19 protein-coding genes are annotated in these 22,156 nt (G+C 35.4%); 10 read left to right on the forward strand and 9 right to left on the reverse strand.

Annotation, left to right across the window (positions count from 1 at the left end):
• Positions 1-3,804 carry an autotransporter assembly complex protein TamB gene (gene tamB, locus GQ593_RS06875; protein ID WP_160431371.1) on the forward strand — a complete coding sequence of 1,268 codons (3,804 nt, stop codon included), beginning with the start codon at positions 1-3 and terminating at the stop codon, positions 3,802-3,804.
• Positions 3,805-3,853: 49 nt separating this feature from the next.
• Here tamB and mnmD read toward each other — a convergent pair whose 3' ends face one another.
• Positions 3,854-4,567: a tRNA (5-methylaminomethyl-2-thiouridine)(34)-methyltransferase MnmD gene (mnmD, locus tag GQ593_RS06880; RefSeq protein ID WP_160431372.1), complete on the reverse strand. Its 714-nt coding sequence runs from the start codon at positions 4,565-4,567 to the stop codon at positions 3,854-3,856.
• Between the two features lie 87 nt (positions 4,568-4,654).
• Here mnmD and GQ593_RS06885 point away from each other — a divergent pair, with 87 nt between their 5' ends.
• From GQ593_RS06885 to GQ593_RS06910, 6 genes are all read left to right on the forward strand, one after another.
• Complete coding sequence (locus tag GQ593_RS06885) at positions 4,655-5,386, forward strand: 1-acylglycerol-3-phosphate O-acyltransferase (RefSeq protein WP_160431373.1); 732 nt, start codon at positions 4,655-4,657, stop codon at positions 5,384-5,386.
• Between the two features lie 3 nt (positions 5,387-5,389).
• Positions 5,390-6,169 (forward strand): methyltransferase domain-containing protein, encoded by a 780-nt coding sequence (locus GQ593_RS06890; RefSeq protein ID WP_160431374.1) that lies wholly within the window; start codon positions 5,390-5,392, stop codon positions 6,167-6,169.
• Positions 6,170-6,270: 101 nt separating this feature from the next.
• Entirely contained in the window at positions 6,271-7,197 is a 927-nt protein-coding gene (gene rfaD, locus GQ593_RS06895) for an ADP-glyceromanno-heptose 6-epimerase (protein ID WP_160431375.1), read from the forward strand.
• Between the two features lie 15 nt (positions 7,198-7,212).
• Positions 7,213-8,262 carry an ADP-heptose--LPS heptosyltransferase RfaF gene (rfaF, locus tag GQ593_RS06900; RefSeq protein WP_160431376.1) on the forward strand — a complete coding sequence of 350 codons (1,050 nt, stop codon included), beginning with the start codon at positions 7,213-7,215 and terminating at the stop codon, positions 8,260-8,262.
• A complete protein-coding gene (gene rfaC / locus GQ593_RS06905; RefSeq protein WP_160431377.1) occupies positions 8,262-9,224 on the forward strand; it encodes a lipopolysaccharide heptosyltransferase RfaC in 963 nt (320 codons plus the stop codon). The genes rfaF and rfaC overlap by 1 nt, the downstream gene beginning before the upstream one ends.
• A gap of 23 nt (positions 9,225-9,247) precedes the next feature.
• Positions 9,248-9,448 (forward strand): YaeP family protein, encoded by a 201-nt coding sequence (locus GQ593_RS06910; protein ID WP_091349603.1) that lies wholly within the window; start codon positions 9,248-9,250, stop codon positions 9,446-9,448.
• Here the strand turns inward: GQ593_RS06910 and GQ593_RS06915 are convergent.
• The 3 genes from GQ593_RS06915 to trmA form a co-directional block, all read right to left on the reverse strand.
• Positions 9,441-10,853 (reverse strand): heavy metal sensor histidine kinase, encoded by a 1,413-nt coding sequence (locus GQ593_RS06915; protein WP_160431378.1) that lies wholly within the window; start codon positions 10,851-10,853, stop codon positions 9,441-9,443. The genes GQ593_RS06910 and GQ593_RS06915 overlap by 8 nt on opposite strands.
• Positions 10,831-11,517, reverse strand: a complete 687-nt coding sequence (locus tag GQ593_RS06920; RefSeq protein WP_065639201.1) for a heavy metal response regulator transcription factor — start codon at positions 11,515-11,517, stop codon at positions 10,831-10,833. Before GQ593_RS06920 ends, GQ593_RS06915 begins: the two co-directional genes overlap by 23 nt.
• Positions 11,518-11,881: 364 nt before the next feature.
• Positions 11,882-12,979, reverse strand: a complete 1,098-nt coding sequence (gene trmA, locus GQ593_RS06925) for a tRNA (uridine(54)-C5)-methyltransferase TrmA (RefSeq protein ID WP_160431379.1) — start codon at positions 12,977-12,979, stop codon at positions 11,882-11,884.
• A gap of 380 nt (positions 12,980-13,359) precedes the next feature.
• Between trmA and srmB the strand changes: the two genes are divergently transcribed.
• The 3 genes from srmB (at position 13,360) to asnA (ending at position 17,089) form a co-directional block, all read left to right on the forward strand.
• The gene (gene srmB, locus GQ593_RS06930; RefSeq protein WP_160431380.1) at positions 13,360-14,673 is read left to right on the forward strand and encodes an ATP-dependent RNA helicase SrmB; all 1,314 of its coding nucleotides are present in this window, start codon (positions 13,360-13,362) and stop codon (positions 14,671-14,673) included.
• 119 nt (positions 14,674-14,792) lie between these two features.
• On the forward strand, positions 14,793-15,395 hold the full coding sequence (locus GQ593_RS06935; protein ID WP_160431381.1) for a peroxiredoxin C: 603 nt from the start codon (positions 14,793-14,795) through the stop codon (positions 15,393-15,395).
• A gap of 701 nt (positions 15,396-16,096) precedes the next feature.
• A complete protein-coding gene (gene asnA, locus GQ593_RS06945; RefSeq protein WP_160431382.1) occupies positions 16,097-17,089 on the forward strand; it encodes an aspartate--ammonia ligase in 993 nt (330 codons plus the stop codon).
• 74 nt (positions 17,090-17,163) lie between these two features.
• Here the strand turns inward: asnA and GQ593_RS06950 are convergent, their stop codons facing one another.
• The 5 genes from GQ593_RS06950 to GQ593_RS06970 form a co-directional block, all read right to left on the reverse strand.
• Complete coding sequence (locus GQ593_RS06950; protein ID WP_160431383.1) at positions 17,164-17,553, reverse strand: DUF1161 domain-containing protein; 390 nt, start codon at positions 17,551-17,553, stop codon at positions 17,164-17,166.
• Positions 17,554-17,947: 394 nt separating this feature from the next.
• Complete coding sequence (locus tag GQ593_RS06955) at positions 17,948-18,211, reverse strand: SemiSWEET family transporter (RefSeq protein WP_081303094.1); 264 nt, start codon at positions 18,209-18,211, stop codon at positions 17,948-17,950.
• A gap of 743 nt (positions 18,212-18,954) precedes the next feature.
• Positions 18,955-20,106 (reverse strand): lactaldehyde reductase, encoded by a 1,152-nt coding sequence (gene fucO, locus GQ593_RS06960; protein ID WP_160431384.1) that lies wholly within the window; start codon positions 20,104-20,106, stop codon positions 18,955-18,957.
• Positions 20,107-20,110: 4 nt separating this feature from the next.
• Positions 20,111-21,079: a 2-keto-3-deoxygluconate transporter gene (gene kdgT / locus GQ593_RS06965; RefSeq protein ID WP_160431385.1), complete on the reverse strand. Its 969-nt coding sequence runs from the start codon at positions 21,077-21,079 to the stop codon at positions 20,111-20,113.
• A 12-nt stretch (positions 21,080-21,091) separates the two neighbouring features.
• On the reverse strand, positions 21,092-21,985 hold the full coding sequence (locus tag GQ593_RS06970) for a dihydrodipicolinate synthase family protein (protein WP_160431386.1): 894 nt from the start codon (positions 21,983-21,985) through the stop codon (positions 21,092-21,094).
• Positions 21,986-22,156: the final 171 nt, after the last annotated feature.

Consider the following 22,156-nt stretch of genomic DNA (forward strand, 5'->3'; position numbering starts at 1 on the left):
ATGACAACAAATTCTGTTAGAATAAAAAAAATTAAAAAACTGAAACGGATATATAAATGGAAAAAGCGAAGTGTTGCCATTTTATCTGTTTTCGTCTTTCTAATTGCCTTTGTTATTCTATTTATATACACAAGTATAGGGGTCAAACTAACCACTTATGTTTTAAATAAATTTCTACCTGAGTTAAAGATAACACAAGTTGAGGGAACCTTCCATAATCTGCATATTCAAGGTCTTTCGCTAAAATTACCCGGCGTTAATGTTCAAGTCAATGATGCTTCACTTTCACTTGCTGGACTTTGTTTATTAAAAACCGAAATCTGTATCAATCAATTTAATGCCAATGGTGTAAATGTTTCAATTAATACCGAACAAATAGCTAGTTCACCTAGCCAAGCGCCTAGCACAGAAGAACCTTTTGAACTCAAAACGCCGTTACCTATAGATCTTAAAAATACTCACCTAGCCGATATAAAAGTCACGGTTGATGACATGCAATTTGGTATGTCAGACTTTACTGGTAAAGCAACGTGGGTTAATAATCAAATTCATGTTTATCCGTCTGTAGCAACAGATTTAAGCGCTATTTTTGCAGATAATAAAATAACCAATGCACCCGTTGACGCAACAGCTGAAGATATCTCGCTTAATGAAAAAATCAGCCAACTTTTTAATCAACCACTGATTGACTCATTACCTCAAGTTAATATTCCATTAAATATTAATGTAACAAGTTTAACCGGTAGTAACTGGTTATTACATATGGGTGGGCAAGATTATCGATTCAATAACGTTGTAATTCAAACTAATATCGTTAATAGTCGTATCATTGTAAAACAAGTCGATACAGATGCTACCACCCCTTACGCGAGCGGACATGCTTCGGTTTCGGGCGAAATCACATTACATGACAATTGGCCAGTATTAGCATTAGTGAAAGCAAATACCGAACAAAACCAATTGGATGCACAGTTTTCAGGCAAATTGCTGGGTGAGTTGTTAGTCAATACAACCATGAACGGTTCAAATCAGATGAAACTAAGTGGACACATCAATTTTATTGAAAAATACCTACCTATCATGACCCAACTCGAAGGTAAGCATATTCAATGGCCAATGGAAGGGCAAGCGCAATATGAATTAAATGATTTTGATGCATCAATAAATGGTAACGTGCAGCAGTATCAAATGTCAGCTAAAGGTCATATAAAAGGAAAAGAATTAGCCAACACTATGTTTGATATTGCCGGTACAGGCACTAATCAAGGTGCTATTATCGACCATGGCATAATTAAATTACCTCAAGGTGAAATTAATATAGCAGGAACTGCAAATTGGCAACAAGCCCTGCAATGGGATACCGACATAAAACTCAATAACGTTGATATCACCAAAGAATTGCCAAATTATCCAATTCGATTAAACGGACAATTGAAAACAACCGGCTCGCTAGAGGGAGACAAATGGGCTTTTAATTTGTCCGATTTACAGTTAAAAGGTAATATCAAACATGCCGATTTTTCGACATCAGGTAATCTATCTGTTAACTCTGAAAATAAAGCCACTGCAGATGATTTTGCGATTAAATGGGGGAAAAATCAGCTCAATTTAAATGGCTCAAATGAAAGAGGCAGCTTACTTGCGAAGTTAAATTTCGAATCACTATCGTTATTGATTGAGGGCATGCAAGGATCTATTGCGGGCAATATTAAACTCAATGGCACTGCTAGCAATACCACTATTGATACCAATTTGTTGGTTAACTCACTTTCTTTTGACACAATCAAAGTTGCTAAAGCCAATCTTGTTGGCAAAATTGAATATAAAAATCAAGTCAGTGGTGATATCAAATTAACCGGTCAAACAATAGAATTGCCAAGCCAAACTATCAAAAAAGCAACTATTGATCTATCTGGCAGTGAAAGGCAGCATACTTTAACCGTTAATATTGATGGTGAGCCAGCATCATTAAAGACTTCACTAACCGGACATCTTGATAAAGCACACACAAAATGGAGTGCAACCATTCCACATGCCCTATTTAATTTAGGCAAGAACAATAATTGGCAACTCGCAAAATCTGTGGACTTAGCTTATGATGTGAATAATCAAATTCCAGCCATTAATGCCCATTGCTGGATAAATGGAAAATCAACTATTTGCCTTGATAAACAATTTTCGCTAACTAAAAACAGCGATACGAGCATTACTTTAAAAGAAATTAATCTATCTAAACTACCGATACCTAACGATGGTGAAACCAAACTTGCTGGTAATGTAAATGGCAAAGTCATCATCCAATTTAAAAGTGACACTGAAATACCATCAATAAAAGCGAATATAACCAGCCATGATGTTTATATTCAACAAACGGTGACCTCGCAGTCGTTGCCACTGCCTTTCGATCTTTTTAAGATTGATGCAGAATTTAATGAACAACAAGCTAAATTAGATTGGATTTTTGGCCTAAATAAACTAGGAAAAATTAGCGGAAATATCGTTATAACAGATCCAATTAATCAAAAAGCATTAAGTGGTCAATTAAATATCGATCATTTGGCGTTAGCAATTATTAATCCGTTGTTAGATAGCAAAGATTATGCCAAAGGAGCCATTAATGGTAAGGTTAAATTTTCTGGATCACTCAATGACCCATTGCTTACAGGTAACATTAACTTACAAAATAGTGAAATAAAATCAAGCCAATTACCGATTGATGTAAAATCAGCTAAGTTTGATGTCAATTTCACGGGTAAATCATCTACTTTAAAAGGTATTTTAGCTACACGAGCTGGCAATGTTAATATTAATGGTAATGCCAGCTGGAATACTTTTGATAAATGGCAAGCCTCGTTAACGGTTAATGGCGCTGCCATGGAAGTGTCTGTACCACCAATGATTGCTATGACTATCGTTCCCGATATTAAAATCAGTGCAACACCAGATGAACTAGCATTATTAGGTAAAGTGAGCATTCCAAAAGGTAAAATAACGGTTGAATCACTTCCATCATCGAGTATTGATGTATCACCAGATGAAGTAATGCTCGATATAAATCGAAAAGAAATTAATCCACAAAAATTTGGTATGAAAATCTTTAGCCATCTTGAAATTGCTATTGGTGATCAAGTTATGGTCGATGCTTTTGGATTAAAAGCCTCGCTTAAAGGCAACTTGATTGCAGCACAAACCAATAAGGGGCTTGATCTGCATGGCGAAGTTTTGATTCCAACAGGCCGATTCCATGCTTATGGACAGGATTTGGTTATCCACAAAGGAATAATTACATTTTCAGGCTCGACAGATCAAGCCATGCTTGACATTGAAGCAATCCGTAATCCTGAATCTATGGATAATAGTAATATCATGGCGGGAATTCGGGTTACGGGCACCTCGGAATCGCCTAAAATTGAAGTCTTTTCAGATCCGGTCATGTCACAGCAAGAAGCCCTTTCCTACTTAATTCGGGGGCAAGGACTTGATAGTGCGGAACAAAGTGACAGTGACATGATGACCGCATTACTCGTTGGTATTGGCACAGCAAAAACCGGTAAATATATTGGCGATATCGGTAATGCATTTGGTATCAAAAATCTAACACTTGATACGCAAGGTGCAGGTAATAACTCTAAAGTTGTGGTGAGTGGTTACATATTACCTAACTTACAACTCAAGTATGGCGTAGGCATATTTGATTCACTGGCTACTTTTACTTTGCGTTACCGCCTAATGCCTAGTCTCTATTTAGATGCTACATCAAGCTTAGCACAAACATTAGATCTGATTTATCAATTTGATTTTTAAACTAAATAAAATTTATAGTCTGTTTACCTTGTCAATCACTTTGGCAAGGTTACTCACTTTTATAACCAATGAGCATTTCACGTTTTACCCCAAAACCTTTGCGTTTGTGCACTTTGAATCCAGCATTAAGCAAATTGCGTCGCACAAATCCAGCCGCAGTAAAGGTGGCAAAAGAACCATTTGATGCCGTTAATGCATAACAATCTTTAAATAATGATGCTGACCACATATCAGGATTTTTAGCCGGAGAAAATCCATCAAAAAACCAAGCATCAATCAATACATTTTGCTTCGCTAAAAAATCAGAAAAATGGTAAATATCATCATAACATATTGTTAAACTAACGTTGTCAAAGTGGCAGGTAGAATTAATCAAACTAGCCTGAAGTTGTTTTGCTAACGAAAATAACCTTTCATTTTTACAAATCACATTATCATGAATTTTTATTAAGTCATCTAACGATAATGGATACTTTTCGACACTGAAAAAGGCAAGATGTTTAAGTATATGATGCGGATGCTCACTCCTAAAATTTAAAAACGTTTGCCATAAAATCAAAAAACTTAGCCCTGAACCAAATCCTGTTTCGCCAACAATAAATGTATTTTGCTTATGCTCTAAAAAACGCTGAGTTAAATCATTACCTTCAATAAATACGTACCTTGTTTCGTCAATAGCACCTTCGCTATTAAAATATACATCATCAAAATGAACAGAAACAGGCGTCTGATTTTCATTCCAAATAATCGTCGATTTATGCATAAATATCCTTTAACAACAGTATTTAACAAACTGTATATTAGTTTAGATTATGTATATAATACGTGAAGTTCACTTATGAGGTAAATTATGGTATTTCTCTTTCGCTTAATTAGTGTTGTTATCATTGGTATTGTCATTTGCGTGTTAGGCACCCTGTTTTGCTTATTCAATCCAAGAAATCCTAAAAACGTAGCAAGATTTGCACATTTATTTAGTTTTTTCTTTAAACCAATATTCGGTGTGAAAGTTGATACTCGCCTTTCCCCTGATATTAGCAAAATGGGCAGCTGTGTCTATATTGCTAATCATCAAGATAACTATGATGTCGTTGTAGCAGGTGATGTGGTACAGCCTAAAACAGTCACAGTCGGTAAAAAAAGTCTGGCTTGGATTCCATTTTTTGGGCAACTTTATTACCTTACCGGCAATATTCTTATTGATCGTAATAATAAATCAAAAGCTCGCGATACAATTGAACAAGTTGTCAATGAAATCAAAAAACGTGGCATATCTATTTGGATGTTTCCAGAAGGTACTCGAAGCCGTGGACGTGGATTGTTACCGTTTAAAACAGGCGCATTTAAAGCCGCAATTGCAGCTGGTGTACCCATTGTGCCAATTTGTGTATCGCAAACCAATGATATCAAGCTAAATCGTCTAAATAATGGGTATGTTATTATTGAGATGCTAGATCCTATCGAAACAAAAGATCTGGGCAAAGAAGATGCCAGAGCCTTAATGGAACAGTGCTATAGCCAGATGGCAGCTAAAATAGCGCAAATAAATGATGAAGCAAAACAGTTAAACAAGCAAAAATAACTCATGGATAAACAAGATCGTAATTTTAATGACATCAGCAATAAATTTGCACAAAATATTTATGGCACAACCAAAGGAAAAATTCGCGAAGCGGTAGTATGGAAAGAACTAGAAAAAATTTTATCAACTTATCCAACCAATAAGCCGCTAACCATACTTGATGCTGGCGGTGGGCAAGGCCAAATCGCCTGCAAACTTGCCAAGCTTGGACACCAAGTAACACTTTGTGATATCTCAGAACAGATGCTAGACTTAGCAAAACAAAAGGCTCAAGCAGAAAAGGTAAATATAAATTGTCTTTGCTGCCCTATTCAACAGCTTGATAACTTAATTAGCCAACAGTTTGATTTAGTCATTTGTCATGCAGTTTTAGAATGGATAGTTGAGCCAATTGAATTAATAACATCATTAAAAAAACATCTAAAACCCGAGGGTTATTTATCGTTAATGTTTTATAACTATCATGCGCTTTTATTTAAAACCGTTACATTAGGCAATTTTGGTTACACGCAATCGGGTTTAGCTAAACGCAAAAAAAAGACACTTTCTCCCGATTTTCCAAGAGTTCCAACAGACGTATATCACTGGCTTACACAACTGGATTTTACTATCTTACAAAAAACAGGGATTCGCATTTTTCATGATTATCTTACCAATAAATCCAAAGCCGAAACTCACTTTGAACAGTTATTAGAACTTGAGCAAACATATTGCCAAACTGAACCTTATCTTAATTTAGCAAGATATATATTAGTTACTGCAAAAAATAAAATAAATTCGTAAATAAATCCGCTCTCGCTCATGCTTTTTTAAATGATTACTCGAAAATTTTGCTATAAATCGGTATGATAAGCAGATTAATTTTTTGGTTAAGGAAAATAAGCATGATTGTTGTAACTGGCGGTGCCGGATTTATTGGTAGTAATATTGTGAAAGGTCTGAATGATCTTGGACATAAAGACATTTTGGTTGTTGATGATTTAACCGATGGCACTAAATTTGCCAATTTGGCTGATCTAGATATTGCCGATTATATGGATAAAGACGAATTTATCTCTGCCGCCATCTCAGGAGAAGATATGGATATTGAAGCCGTATTTCATCAAGGTGCTTGCTCATCAACCACAGAATGGGATGGTAAATTTATGATGGAAAACAACTATGACTATTCAAAGGACTTATTGCATTATTGTTTAGACTTCAACATTCCATTTTTATATGCATCATCTGCCGCAACTTATGGTGGACGCAGTGATAACTTTATTGAAGATCGTACTTACGAAAAACCTTTAAATGTTTATGGATATTCTAAATTCTTATTCGACCAATACGTAAGACAACTATTACCCCAAGCTAATTCACCGGTTTGCGGATTCCGTTATTTTAATGTCTATGGACCTCGCGAATCGCACAAAGGTAGCATGGCAAGTGTTGCATTTCATTTAAATGCACAGATTAACAAAGGTGAAAAACCAAAACTTTTTGCTGGCAGTGAGAATTTTAAGCGTGACTTTATTTATGTTGGTGATGTCGTTGCAGTCAATTTGTGGTTCTGGAAAAACAAAATCTCGGGCATTTATAACTGTGGAACAGGTCGAGCAGAATCATTTCAAGCTGTTGCTGATGCGGTACTTAACTATCACAAAAAAGGCGAAATTGATTATATTCCTTTCCCTGAGCATCTAAAAGGACGCTATCAAAGCTATACCCAAGCTGATCTGACTAAATTTAGACAAACAACATGTCCAATCGAATTTAAAACCGTTGCAGAAGGCACTGCTGAATATATGAAATGGCTAAATGAACAATAAAACGGAATTAATTAAATGAAAACACTCATTATTGGTCCTTCATGGGTTGGCGATATGATGATGTCGCAAAGTCTGTATCGTACACTAAAACAACTGGATTCTAATAACCAAATTGATGTATTAGCACCGTCTTGGTGTCGAGCACTGTTAAATAAAATGCCAGAAGTGAATCAAGCAATTGCAATGCCATTAGGCCATGGTGAGTTTGCTTTAGCAAAACGTCGCGAAATAGGAAAATCACTGCGTGATAGCCATTATGATCAAGCAATTGTGTTGCCTAATTCTTTCAAATCGGCAATGATTCCATTTTTCGCAAAAATTCCTAAGCGCACAGGCTGGAAAGGTGAAATGCGCTATGGATTATTAAATGACCTGCGAAAACTCGATAAACAGGCATTTCCGTTAATGGTTGAACGCTATGTTGCACTTGCTTATCCTAAAAATCAAATTCACTCGGCATCGGACTTACCACAGCCTTTGTTATGGCCTAAACTCAATGTTGAACAAGATGAAATAACGCAAGTACTTTCAACTTTTACAATTGCACAAGATAAACCATTAATTGGCTTTTGCCCAGGCGCTGAATTTGGCCCTGCAAAACGTTGGCCAGATTATCATTACGCAGCTCTTGCCGATATGCTAGTTCAACAACATGCTAAAATTATTATTTTTGGTTCAGTAAAAGATCGCAACGTTGGTGAACAGATTATTGCAAAAATGACACATGGTGATCAATGTATTAACTTAGCTGGACAAACCCAATTAGAACAAGCAGTAAGTTTAATTGCCGCTTGTAAAGCGATTGTTACTAATGATTCGGGATTAATGCATGTTGCTGCTGCATTAGATAGACCACTGGTGGCACTTTATGGACCAAGTAGCCCTGATTTCACACCACCATTATCAAATAAAGCCGAAGTTATTCGTCTAATTACAGGCTACCAACGTGTGCGCCAAGGTGATGCTGAACAGGGCTATCACCAAAGCTTAATTGATATTAAACCTGATAACGTATTCGAAACATTAATGAAACTCATTATGCGTTGTGAAAAGAGTAATGAATAATGCGTGTACTAGTTGTTAAAACATCATCCATGGGGGATGTACTTCATACTTTACCAGCATTAACTGATGCGGCCAACAGCTTATCAAATATAGCTTTTGATTGGGTGGTAGAAGAAAATTTTGCCCAAATACCCAGTTGGCACTATGCAGTAAATAAAGTGATCCCCGTTGCAATAAGACGCTGGCGGAAAAGTTGGTTTGCCAAAACAACTCGCCAAGAACGTCATGAGTTTATTCAAACCTTAAGGCAACAACAATATGATGTGATTATTGATGCGCAAGGACTTATTAAAAGTGCATTTTTTATTACTCGTAAAGCTCAAGGCATTAAGCACGGTTTGGATCGAAAAAGCATTAAAGAACCCATTGCCAGTTGGTTTTATGATGTAAAACATAATGTACCCAAACAGATGCATGCCATTGAGCGCATTAGATTACTATTCGCGCAAAGCCTACAGTACAAGTTACCTAATTCAATGGGGGATTATGCCATTGCGCGTCATTTTTTATCCTCATTACCTAGTGATAATCAGCAGTATCTGATTTTTTTACACGCAACAACACGCGATGAAAAACACTGGAGCGAAACAGCTTGGCGAAAATTAATTGAATTGGTTGAACCAACTGGATTAAAAATAAAATTACCTTGGGGGACGCCACATGAACAAGCACGCGCAATTCGCCTAGCTCAAGGATATCAACATGTCGAAGTACTCCCCAAATGTCCACTTTCTGACATAGCAACCATTATTGCTGGAGCAAAAGCGGTTGTTTCAGTTGATACAGGACTAAGTCACCTAACTGCTGCATTAGATCGTCCCAATATTACTTTATTTGGCAAAACTGATCCTAAACTAATCGGAGGATATGGAAAAAATCAATTCAGCATTATCTCAAATGAAAAAAGTATGCAAACCATTCAAGCCGAACAAGTTTATCAACAATTAGCTAACTTTTTATAAATTAATCAAAAGGAAAGTATGCAATGAATAAATATAGCGAACTTATTTGCGAAAAATACGCACAAATTGGCAGTAATGATCTGGGTTATATTGAAGATGCCCTAGGCGCTGTCATGCAAGTGTTGGACGATATTGTTCGTAACGATCACGTACCGCAAGAACTAAAAGATAAAGCTGCTTATGCAGCAGCTAATTTATTGATCAGCGACTTTGATGTTAAATAGCCGTTGGTAAATTAATAATAAATCTCGTAGATTGCTCATCGGATTGAGCATAAATAGAGCCTTTATGTGTTTCAACAATGGATTTAACGATCGCAAGCCCTATGCCTGTACCCGAACGATCTTTACCATTACGGTGACGTGATTCATCAACCCGATAAAACCGCTCAAAAAGATGTGGCAAATGTTTACTATCTATTTTTTTACCTGGGTTAGCTATAATAATCCTAATAAGTTTCTCACTGACTTGGCTTAAAGTTATAGTGATAATTTGGTTTTCTGGTGTATAACGAATTGCATTGGATAAAATATTACTAATTGCTCGTCCTAACATCATCTTATCCCCTTGAATATGAGAACAATTGCCTTCAAGATTAAAGATAATGTTTTTCTCATCAGTAAGTGGTTCAAAATACTCACACATCATTGTGATCATATCATGTAAATCAATATCGATTAAATTAGGCACAAGTTGACGATTATCTGCTTGCGCTAAAAATAGCATATCAGAAATCATCTGCGACATTTTTTCGTATTCTTCTAAATTAGAATATAAAATCTCGCGATATTCATTCGTCGATCGAGCATTACTCAGCACAATTTGTGTTTGTGTTGTCAGATTGGTAATGGGTGTTCGCATTTCATGGGCAATATCTGCTGTAAAATTGCGTTGACGTTGAAATACATCTTCCATACGATTAAGCATATTATTAAATGCTTTCACTAAGCTGACGTATTTAATAGGCACTAAAGAAGTAGGAATACGGTAATTCAAGCTTTTAAGATTAATTTTTTCGATCTTTTTAATCAATCTATTAATGGGTTTTTGGGTAAAATAGATACTAATAAAAGAACCAATTAATGCCAAAACACAAGCAATACCAATAAGTAATCCTAAACCATCGTGTAATCGCTGAATAAATTCAATATGTAAATCACGACCAACAGCAGCTATAGTAGTATATTGTTTACCATTTTCAATAACAACGCTTGATGCAGCAACTCGATATGATGCTTTATCTTGATTCCAAACATCAGTGCTATGATTTTTAATAATGGTGTCAAAATCAATCTGAGTTATAGCAAATGCTAAATTTGGTCCACGTGTTCGGTAAACAATTTTACCTGCATCATCTATGATATAAACAAATAAACGATGATGTCCCGTTAGAATTAATAACAAATTCTGAATAAATTCGTCACGATTATCGTCTGGGGAATAATAAACAAGTTCACGTTCAATAGAGTCAATAACCGAATTTAGCTCAGACACATTTTGTTGAACTGAAAGTTTTTCAAAAGAACGTTCAATAAAAAAACTAAAACAATAAAGTAAGCCACAAGTTAACAAACAAACAATAAGAGGCAAACGAAATGAGATTAACTTATTCGTTTTCATCCAAGACATCTAACTTATACCCCATTCCACGGACTGTATGAATTAATTTTGGCTCAAAATCAGCATCGATTTTATTACGTAATCGACGAATCGCAACATCAATTACGTTAGTATCACTATCAAAATTCATATCCCAAACTTGAGAAGCAATTAGCGAGCGCGGCAACACTTCCCCAGGATAACGTAAAAAATACTCTAATAATAAAAACTCTTTATTAGTTAAATCAATACGTTTATCACCACGTGTTACCGTCCGTTTAGGGAGGTCCATAACCAGATCAGCAATACTCAATTGAGAATTATTGACTTGAGGAACATTACGTCGAAGCATTGATTTAACTCGTGCCAATAATTCAGCAAATGAAAAAGGTTTTACTAAATAATCATCTGCTCCTAAGTTAAGGCCTTTTACTTTATCTTCTACACGCCCCATAGCAGTAAGTAACATGATTTGGGTATCTTTGCCTGCTTCACGCAGCGACTGAACAATTTTCCAACCAACAATATCTGGCAACATGACATCTAAAATAATTAAATCATAATCCTCAGTCATTGCCTTATGATAACCATCAAGACCATTGTTTGCCAGATCAACAACAAATCCAGATTCAATTAAACCTTGGCGAAGATACTCGCCTGTTTTTTGCTCATCTTCAACTACTAACAATTTCATGTTTGAATACTTCCTTTGTTATTTGTCTGGTTGTCGAAATTGCCTAATATCACAACAGAATAAATGATAGACGCTAAACCAAACATGATAGCTTAATGACTATTTTGTAATGATCATGTCATTAATAAGTTTGTTTGTCTTTGCTATAGTAGCTACACAATGATTCATGAGGCTAGACATTATTGTTTCATTGTTTTATTTCCTTTCATCCATTCCTTGCAATTTAATGCAGCCCTAGTTTACCTAGGGTTTTTTTTTGTTATAAATCTATGTAACTATGTATATATACTTCAAACAATAAGTAGTAAGGTATAAAAGTGAGGATATTTTAGCAAAAATATCCTATTTTGAATATTATATCCTGTTATTTTTTACACAACACAATACCCGTTTCGATATGTTCGGTATAAGGAAACTGATCAAACATAGCAAAATGTTGGATTGAATGAGTCTTAGTCAGCAGCTGCAAATTGTCGCGCAGTGTATAAGGATTACATGAAATATAAATAATGGTTTTATAGGATTTTAATATATCAATAGTATTTAAATCCAATCCCCCACGTGGTGGATCAACAAGTACAGTATCACATTGATAATCATCCAAATTAATTCCTTTTAGACGATTAAACTCGCGTTCTTTTTTTATTGCGCAGGTAAATTCTTCGGCCGATAACCGTATAATAATAAGATTATCAACGCTATTAACAGCAATATTATGCTGAGCTGAATAAACCGATGCTTTGGCTATTTCAGTTGCCAATACTTTGCGGAAGTTTTGTGCCAGTGCGATTGAAAAGTTACCATTGCCACAGTAAAACTCAAGTAAATCGCCTGACGAGTTCTTCGTGACTGAGACAGCCCACTGTAGCATTTTAATATTTACCTCAGCATTAGGCTGAGTAAAACTGTTTTCGACTTGACGATAAATAAACGTCTTATCCATTACTGGCAAAACTTCATCAACATAATCAACATCAATTGCAATTTTTTGATTACTAGCGCGCCCTATAATATTGGCAACTATGCCCTGCTCAGCTAATTGCAATTTTAATTTTTTTGCTTCAATGATCCATTCATCACTTAATTTTTTGTGATACAAAAGCGTAATTAATAACTGACCACTTAACGTCGAAAAATAATCGATTTGAAACAATAAATGACGAAGTAACTGATTATGTCGTAACAAAGGCAAAATAGCTTGCATAGCTTGATTAATGCGTTTAGTTGCGATAGGAAATTGATCAATCCGTATCCGCTTTTTTGACTGTTTATCATACATAATATGATAAAGGTCTTCACCATCATGCCAGATTCTAAACTCAACACGCATACGATAATGGCTAATAGGCGATGAATATACTGCTAATTCGGGAAGTGAAAAGTCTGATAATATTACTTTTAAATTATCTACTTTTTTTGCTAATTGTTGATTATAGTTATCATTCGAAAAATATTCAGTCATAGTCATTATCTGATGGTTATTCAAGAAGTATCATTCAATATCGAATTGAAAGTCAGCTACAAAAGGCTCTCATTATACGAGTTTAGTAATTTAAGCTAATTTAAGATCAGCTATATTACATAGAATTATTATGTGTATCATCAATTCGCAACTAATTTTATCACAAACAACCAATGATGATAAGTTTTGCTAAAATAAAGCATCTAGTTTTTAGGCATAAGGCATATAAACTGTCTTGACATCATAACAACTAACCTACAACTCAGTACCCTATACAGAACAAATAAAACACAATACGTTTTTATTTGCAGTTATTAAAGATTGTAGTTATAACAATTGCCGTTATAATGTGCCCTATAATTTTAGATAACAAGAACACTATGACAGCACACACTTTTTCTGATTTAGAATTAGATGATATTTTAATTCACAATCTTCAAATTCAAAATATAAATACCCCAACAGTAATTCAAGCACAAACCATCCCCGTTGCTTTAGATGGCAAAGATATTTTAGGTTCAGCACCAACAGGTACGGGTAAAACTCTGGCTTTTTTAATCCCTGCTGTACAACATTTATTGGACTTTCCACGTCGTAAACCTGGTCCGCCACGCATTTTGATATTAACACCAACACGTGAGCTTGCTATGCAAATTGCCGAACAAGCCAAATTATTAACAGAATCGACACATTTAAGCATTGCAACTATTACCGGCGGTGTTGCATATATGAATCACGCCGAAGTATTTAGCAAAAATCAAGATATTGTTATTGCCACAACCGGACGTTTATTACAGTATATAAAAGAAGAGAATTTTGATTGTCGAGCGGTTGAAATGCTGATTTTAGATGAAGCCGATCGCATGCTAGACATGGGCTTTTCGCAAGATGTCGAAACCATATCAGCCGAAACTCGCTGGCGTAAGCAAACTTTATTATTTTCAGCTACACTTGAAGGCGAAGGACTGCATAATTTTGCTAATCGAATTTTGAATGCGCCAATCGAAATCAACGCCGATCCTTCGCGTAAAGAACGTAAAAAGATCTTACAATTTTATTATCGTGCTGACGATCTAACTCACAAAGTAGCACTACTTACTCACTTATTAAAACAAGAAGAATTTAAAAAAACGATTGTATTTGTTCGTAAACGTGAACGTGTGCACGAATTAGTTAGCCTACTGCATCAAGCAGGCATATATAGTTGCTACTTAGAAGGCGAAATGGTACAAACAAAACGCAACGAAGCAATCAAAAGAATCAGTAATAATACAGTTAATGTATTGGTTGCAACCGATGTTGCTGCACGTGGAATTGATATTGATGATATCTCCCATGTTATTAACTTCGATGCCCCAAAAACAGCCGATGTTTACTTACACCGCATTGGGCGCACTGCTCGCGCAGGAAAAAAAGGCATTGCAATAACACTAGTCGAAGCACATGATAACGAATTACTGCAAAAAATTGAGCGCTATATTCAAGAACCGATCAAATTAAGAACTATTGACGAATTGCGCCCTAAAACAAAAGCGCCAAAACCAGCAACTAAGAAAAAGCCCTCACAAAAAGCCAAACAAAAAAGCACAAGCAAAAAACAAGAGCAGGCAAAAAAGAAAAAAGTAAAACAGCGCTATCGTGACACTAAAAATAAAGGCAAACCCAAAAGATCAATTACTAATTCCAAACAATAATTAGGTATTCAATAGCTAAAACTTATGGTATCGATTGCTTATAACAACTTGGACAATAGATTTTAATTGCTATAATGCTACGCAATATGCTTTACATTTATTTATTAAGGAGAACCACTATGACATTAGTCACCCGACAAGCCCCAGACTTTACATCAGCCGCTGTTTTAGGCTCTGGTGAAATTGTTAACAACTTCAATTTATCACAACATATTCAAGGTAAATATGCCGTTATCTTCTTTTGGCCAATGGACTTTACTTTTGTTTGCCCATCGGAAATTATCGCATTTGATAACCGCCTAGAAGAATTTAAAAAACGGGGGGTTGAAGTCATCGGTGTTTCTATGGACTCTGAATATGTACATAATGCATGGCGCAATACACCTCAAGAAAAAGGCGGTATTGGTGAAGTCAAGTTCCCAATTATTGCGGATATCAAACACTCAATTATGCAAGCTTATGGCGTTGAACATCCAGAAGCTGGTGTTGCACTACGTGCTTCATTCTTTATTGATAAATCAGGAATTGTACGCCATGAAACAATCAATGATTTACCAATTGGTCGTAATATTGACGAAATGATCCGTATTGTTGATGCGTTCCAATTCCATGAAGAACACGGTGAAGTTTGCCCAGCACAATGGGAAAAAGGCAAAAAAGGCATGCAAGCAAATCCTAAAGGCGTTGCAAGTTTCTTAAAAGAGCATGCTACCGAAATTTAATTTAATTTCATTTTTATTCATTCATCCTTATCTTACTTACGCTTTGCGTTACCGGAGTTTATCTCCGGTTTTTTTATTTATCTGTAGGAATGACTTGCGTTGTTTACAGTCATTTGAGAAACGAGAGTAATGAATATACATAAAAAAAACAATACTAACGCCCTATCACAGACAAGAGATATGGCGTTTATATCATAAAGAAAAAATAACCGTTACCGATTTGGCTAAACGTTTTATGGTCAGTCGTCCAATCATTTATAACGTGCTAAAGAAAGATCGATTGAAGTTGTTTGTTACTTGGACCAGTAAAAACGAACGTTATAAAACAATCTGTTATGGTATTCAACTATTTTAGTCCTTTTTGCGTCACCCAATTTGGAGCATCCATATCCCAAATAGTAGTATTAAATGCGTTATCATTATAGGCTAAACTAGGCTTCGCATGACAAGTATTCACTACATTTTTATGAGAATTAATAAAGACAGCATATTAACCTTTTAGGTTTATAAAAGTTTATTTTTTATAAACCAATTCATGTAGAACATTAATTTTATTTGACTTATTATTTATTTTAATCAAATTAACTAGTTATCTTTTTTGAATAAGTCGATGCTATAACATTTTTATCTACATCTTGCAAAATTTATCCATCTAGTTTACTTTACCTATTCAGATAAAACTAAATAACTAGAGTGTAAGCATGATGATATCATTCAAAGAGCAACAACAGCGAATTAGTTTTGTTAAGCAATTTTTTGCCAATCAACTTGCCGAGCGTTTATCGCTGATCGAAGTGCAAGCCCCTTTACTAAGTAAAGTTGGCGATGGTATTCAAGATAATTTATCGGGCACTGAGCACGCAGTCCAAGTTAGGGTAAAAGCAATACCTGATGTACAATATGAAGTAGTACATTCACTGGCTAAATGGAAGCGTAAGATTTTAAGTGAGTACCATTTCGAAGTTGGCGAAGGCATTTACGCCAATATGAAAGCACTACGCCCCGACGAGGATCAACTTTCGCCCATTCATTCCGTTTATGTCGATCAGTGGGATTGGGAAAAAGTGATTCGCCCAGAAGATCGCAATTTAACTTATCTCAAACAAACGGTTGACAATATTTATACTGCGATTAAAGCGACCGAAAAGGTAGTTTCACAGCAGTATCACCTTTCGCGATTTTTACCCGAATCAATCACCTTTATCGATAGTGAACAATTATTAAAACGTTATCCTAATTTATCCCCAAAAGAACGTGAAAACACCATAACAAAAGAACTGGGCGCGGTGTTTTTAATTGGTATTGGTGGTAAGTTGTCAAATAATGAAAAACACGACGTGCGTGCACCCGATTATGATGATTGGAGTAGTGATAACGATTTAGGATCTAAAGGATTAAATGGCGATATTTTAGTGTGGAATCCAATTTTAAATAGCGCAATTGAAATTTCATCAATGGGCATTCGAGTCGACCCAGAGACATTAAAACGTCAATTAAAATTGACGAATGACGAAGATCGTCTACAACTAACTTGGCATAATGCATTAATTAATGGTGACTTATTACAAACTATTGGCGGTGGCATTGGTCAATCGCGTTTGATAATGTTACTGTTACAACAAAAACATATTGGTCAAGTGCAAGCAAGTGTATGGAGCGATGATATCAAAGCAAATTATAGCCAATTGCTATAACAAACACACCATACCAACATAGGGCTTTACGCCCCATGTTTTTGCTTTAAAAGCACTAATTCGGTTGTCGCAAATTATTGACTTTGTGTTGGAGTAGATTCAGTATTTTGTAACACTGGTTGCGTCTGTTCAGTTGGATTTATTTTAGATGGCTGTGATGCTTTATCGGCATCGCTTTGCACTGGTTCATCTTTTGCATTGCTTGTATTATCTTGCGACTCAGTTGCAAATCCATCTAAACGAATATAAACAATATGTTGCTGACCACGATCACATGATCCTACTATTTTACCTTCAATTTGTTGTTCGGACTTATCAGCTGGTTCAAGTTTGAGTTGGAACAGCGATGGAGCAACGCCATTATTTTTGATTTTTTCGGCAATATTATTGCTAATTTCTTCACAATTTGATGCCTTAGCTAGCATAGGTAAACCAAGTAAAAACAAACCAATTAATTTTTTCATTTTCTATTCCTTTTTATATATAATTCAATTATCGTATGCATTATAAAACGATTAGTCAATCTGTCGTTCTTATTTAATGTGTGATTAAAACAACTGCCAACATAATTACACATCCAACAAACTTGTCATTTTGTCGGATAATGTTAATGCAAACCACCTAACACAATTTATTCACTATAAAATTTGATAAGTGTTTAACAAACCTGTTGATAACTTAATAATACAATGATTATTAACTATTTTCTTAAAAGATTAAATCTTAGCCAATCCGTTCGTAATTTTTTGATAAAAAAAACAATTTTTTTTAATTTTGATGAAAAAATTACCCTTAATAAGTAAAATAGCCATAAAAAACATAAAAAAAGTAATTATTAATCAATTAGTTTAATACCAATCATAGCGCGGTAAAAAAAGCGATTAAACCAAAAAACACGCCAGGAGAATTAGCAATTGCAATTGGCCAGTCTTTCTTTTCTCTCAATAAACCATAACTAACCCAAAGCGAGCAGTTAATAGCTGCTGCTAACGGTTGGGTAGGATTTGATTTAAACCCATGTAAATTATCTATGATTTGTGGCACATAAGAAACATACATCCCTAATGATGCTATCGTAGCTATAATCCCTAAAATACGAAAAGCTTTTGGTGAAAGATGCAAAATTGCCTCCTAATATCGTTTATGATTTATCATCTAATACCAATGATTATAGCTAGTTAGGGTATTGTCAGTAAACCATAAACTGGGAATAGCGGTGTAAATTAGGTTAAAATAAGTCGAACAATTAACCTAGTTTGACTTATCAATTCACATTATTTAAAAGGGATTGACATTTAATCATTAGGTTATAAAAACGTCCCAACCATTTGTAATGCAGCGTGATAACAACTAACACGGCGTAACTAATTTCAATAATTGGTTAAACGGTTAATATTACTTAATCCCGCCTTCAACTATTTTAGTTCAATTATGTTGCTGATAACGCAAAACGGATTTGAAATTTTTATTCACCACATGATTTGATAAGTACTGAATAAGCCTGTTGATAACTCAATAATATAATGATTACTTATTAATTTTAAAAAAGTTAAATATTAAACTATCCTAATAATGATTTCATTCTGACTAACCAGCTCGCTTTTTTAACTTTTTGATCTCACTTACTGAGCAGATAAACTCATGTGTTTTGCTGAAATTAAATTATGACATAATTAATAGTTTAAACAGTAAACCGAATAGTTAAATACTAACAAAAAGGCGATAGCCATAAACCACAACAAATGAACTATCGCAATAGGCCAAATATTTATTTTATTTAATGATTTATTACAAATTCAACATAACCTATTTATCAACACAATCATCCTTGTAAAATTAAAGTTATGGAGAATTTTTATCAAAAGCTAATAAACACGATGATATAACATTTCAATATCCTTTACATTAACCTCTCGTGGATTGCCACTAGTACATACGTCGGCAAATGCAGCCTGAGCAAGCTCGGGAATATCTTTCTCTTGTACGCCAATATCACGCAATTTAGCCGGAATGCCGACATCTTTATTTAGCTGTTTAACCGCTTCAACGACATATTTGTGAACATCTTGTATTGGCTGATTTAAGATATCCTTTAATCCCATTGCTTTGGCAATATCACGGTATTTGTCACCAGTTGATTCAGCATTAAATTCCATGATATAAGGCAATAAAACAGCATTAGCAACACCATGTGGGATATTATAAAAAGCACCCAAAGGATGTGCCATACCATGAACAAGCCCAAGGCCTACATTTGAAAACCCCATACCGGCTATATATTGCCCCAGCGCCATATCTTCTACGCCTTTAGGATCGCCTTTAACCGATTCGCGTAATGCGCGGCTAATAATTTCTATCGCTTTTAAATGCATCATGTCTGATAGTTCCCATGCACCTTTGGTGATAAAACCTTCGATAGCATGCGTTAATGCATCAATCCCCGTTGCTGCTTTTAAACTAGCGGGCATCGAAGCCATCATTTCGCTATCAACAATAGCAACAACAGGAATATCATGCGGATCGACACACACAAACTTACGTTTGTTTTGTTCATCGGTAATGACATAGTTAATGGTGACTTCGGCTGCTGTTCCGGCTGTGGTTGGAATCGCAATAATTGGCACAGCCGCTTTTTGCGTATTAATTGCCCCTTCTAAGCTACGCACATCAGCATGCTGTGGATTATTAATGATAATACCAATCGCTTTTGCCGTATCTTGTGGCGAACCGCCACCGATAGCAATTAGATAATCAGCCTCTGATTTTTTAAATCTCTCTACCCCATTTTTAACAATATCAATAGTTGGGTTTGGAATTACTTCGTCAAAAACATCATAATTAAGCCCAAATTTATCTAATAAATTGGTAACTTTTGTGGCGACTTCAAATTTAATAAGATCTTTATCTGTAACGATAAGTGCCTTTTTAAAATGGCGTTTTTTTACTTCATCAATCAAATGGCTAATTGATCCAGCACCAAAGTACGAGGTCTCATTTAATATCATACGATAAGTCATACTATTACTCCTTAATTTGAATATTTTTTACAATATACTTGCTAAATAAAGAGGTAATGATTGGAACAACAATCGAGGTAATTACCACCGATGCTGCAACAAGTGTGGTTGCAGCAGGCGCCGCTTCGGCAAAAGTTGGGGCAACTTCAGCTACTAAAAAAGGGGTTGCCACAGCGGCGCCGGCAGTACCTGATGCAGCAATTCCAGCAACGCCTCGACCGCCACCTACAAATATATCAGCCAATATAAGCGGTATACCTGACACGACAATAACAAAAACAGCCACAAATACGCCTAATAGTCCTGTTTTAAAAATAACGGTCAAATCAATTGTGTTACCTAAAGCAAAAGCAAAAAAAGGGATGAGTGTTTTTGTACCAACACTAAATAAACTTCTTAATTCTTCATCTAAGTTGCCTAAGATAAACCCAACAATAAATGGAATTAAGACACCCACTAAATGTTCTGGTTGAAAGGATGCCAAGCCAGCAGAACCTAAAATGATCATAGTCATTAAAGGTCCCGACTCCATGGAAATTAATACTGATGCACCAGCTTCTTCTTTAGTGCCATATTCTTGCATTAAAGAGGCATACAATCCAGCATTGGTCATATCGAGCGACGCCACGATGGCTAAAACCGATAAGCCCGCAAAAAATCCCGTTTTAACTAGGCCGTCATCAGGCAGTATTTGTGTAAAAATAAAAGCACATGCCCATGCTACCGCTAATTTAGTAGCAACTAATGTGCCTGATTTTTTCAGTACTGTACCAGTTGCGCTCACTTTAATTGAAGCGCCCATACAAAATAACCAAACCGCTAAAATAGGCACCACACCAGTTATAATACCGTTAGTAAAAGAACCAAAGTATTTAGCTGTTCCAGGTGCAAACGTATGTAAAAGAGCACCTAAAAAAAGAGGTACCAGCATCATGCCTCCAGGCACTTTATCGATAAACTTTTTGATTTTCATAAATAAGCCCTTTTATTGACAGTTAAAAAGTTTTTTTATTTTTTCAATTTGTTCACCACTTAATGTTCCACCAAAATTCCGCGATCTTGGTTCTAAATAATGTTGTTTTTGTTCCACCGCAACTTTAATGGTTGTTACAAAATCATCGCCAATGCTATAAATATTAGACAATCGGCTGATTTCTTTATGTAATCGAGTCAATTCATTAAAATCGCTTTGCTTAAAGGCAGCCATTACACTGGCAAAAAGCTCAGGAACAACATTGTTAAGACCCGATAAAACGCCTGCACCACCATTCATTAAATTCGGCACAAAATACTCATCAAAACCAGAAAACACAGAGAATTCTTTGCGAATTTTTTGTGAGGCCAAAACGATAGATCGAGTGTGAGATGCGCAATCAACGGTATCTTTAATACCAATAAATTTTGGAAAGTCAGACATTAATCGAGTGACTAGTTGTGAATCAACATCGCACCCAGTTCGTGCAGGAAAATTATAGATAAACCAATTGCCTGCAAATTTTGAATCTAAATATTTATAATACTCGTATAATTGGTTTGGTGTTTGTGCAAAATAGAAATGTGGTAATGCCATTACCGCGCCATAGCCAGCATCAAATGCTGCATCAGCAAGCTTTACCATATCGTCAACAACAGTGGTTGAGACGTTAACAATTAAAGGTAAATCGGTAAATTGATGAGCTTGCTTAATAATTTCTAACCGCTCTTGTATGGTCATGGTGACAAACTCACCAATAGTGCCCATAACCAAAATTCCATTAATTTTTGAATCAGTTAACATTTTGTAGTGCTGCTCCATCGCACTAAAATCGATTTTATTTTGATGGTTAAACGGGGTAATTGCAGGGCAGATAGCGCCAAAGTATGGATTTGAATGACTCATAATAACTCCCAATCAAGTTAACAACATTATACTGAAATTGATTTCAATATAATATTGTTGATAAATCAACTCAACTTAATTAGGGTGGAAATGGCTTACTATTTATTAAAAATGTGACGGCGATCAAATGTTAGGCAGAATCATCAGGAAAGAATGGCTATTGTTGAAACT

Source organism: Gilliamella sp. Pas-s25 (assembly GCF_009795885.1).
Lineage (GTDB): Bacteria > Pseudomonadota > Gammaproteobacteria > Enterobacterales > Orbaceae > Gilliamella.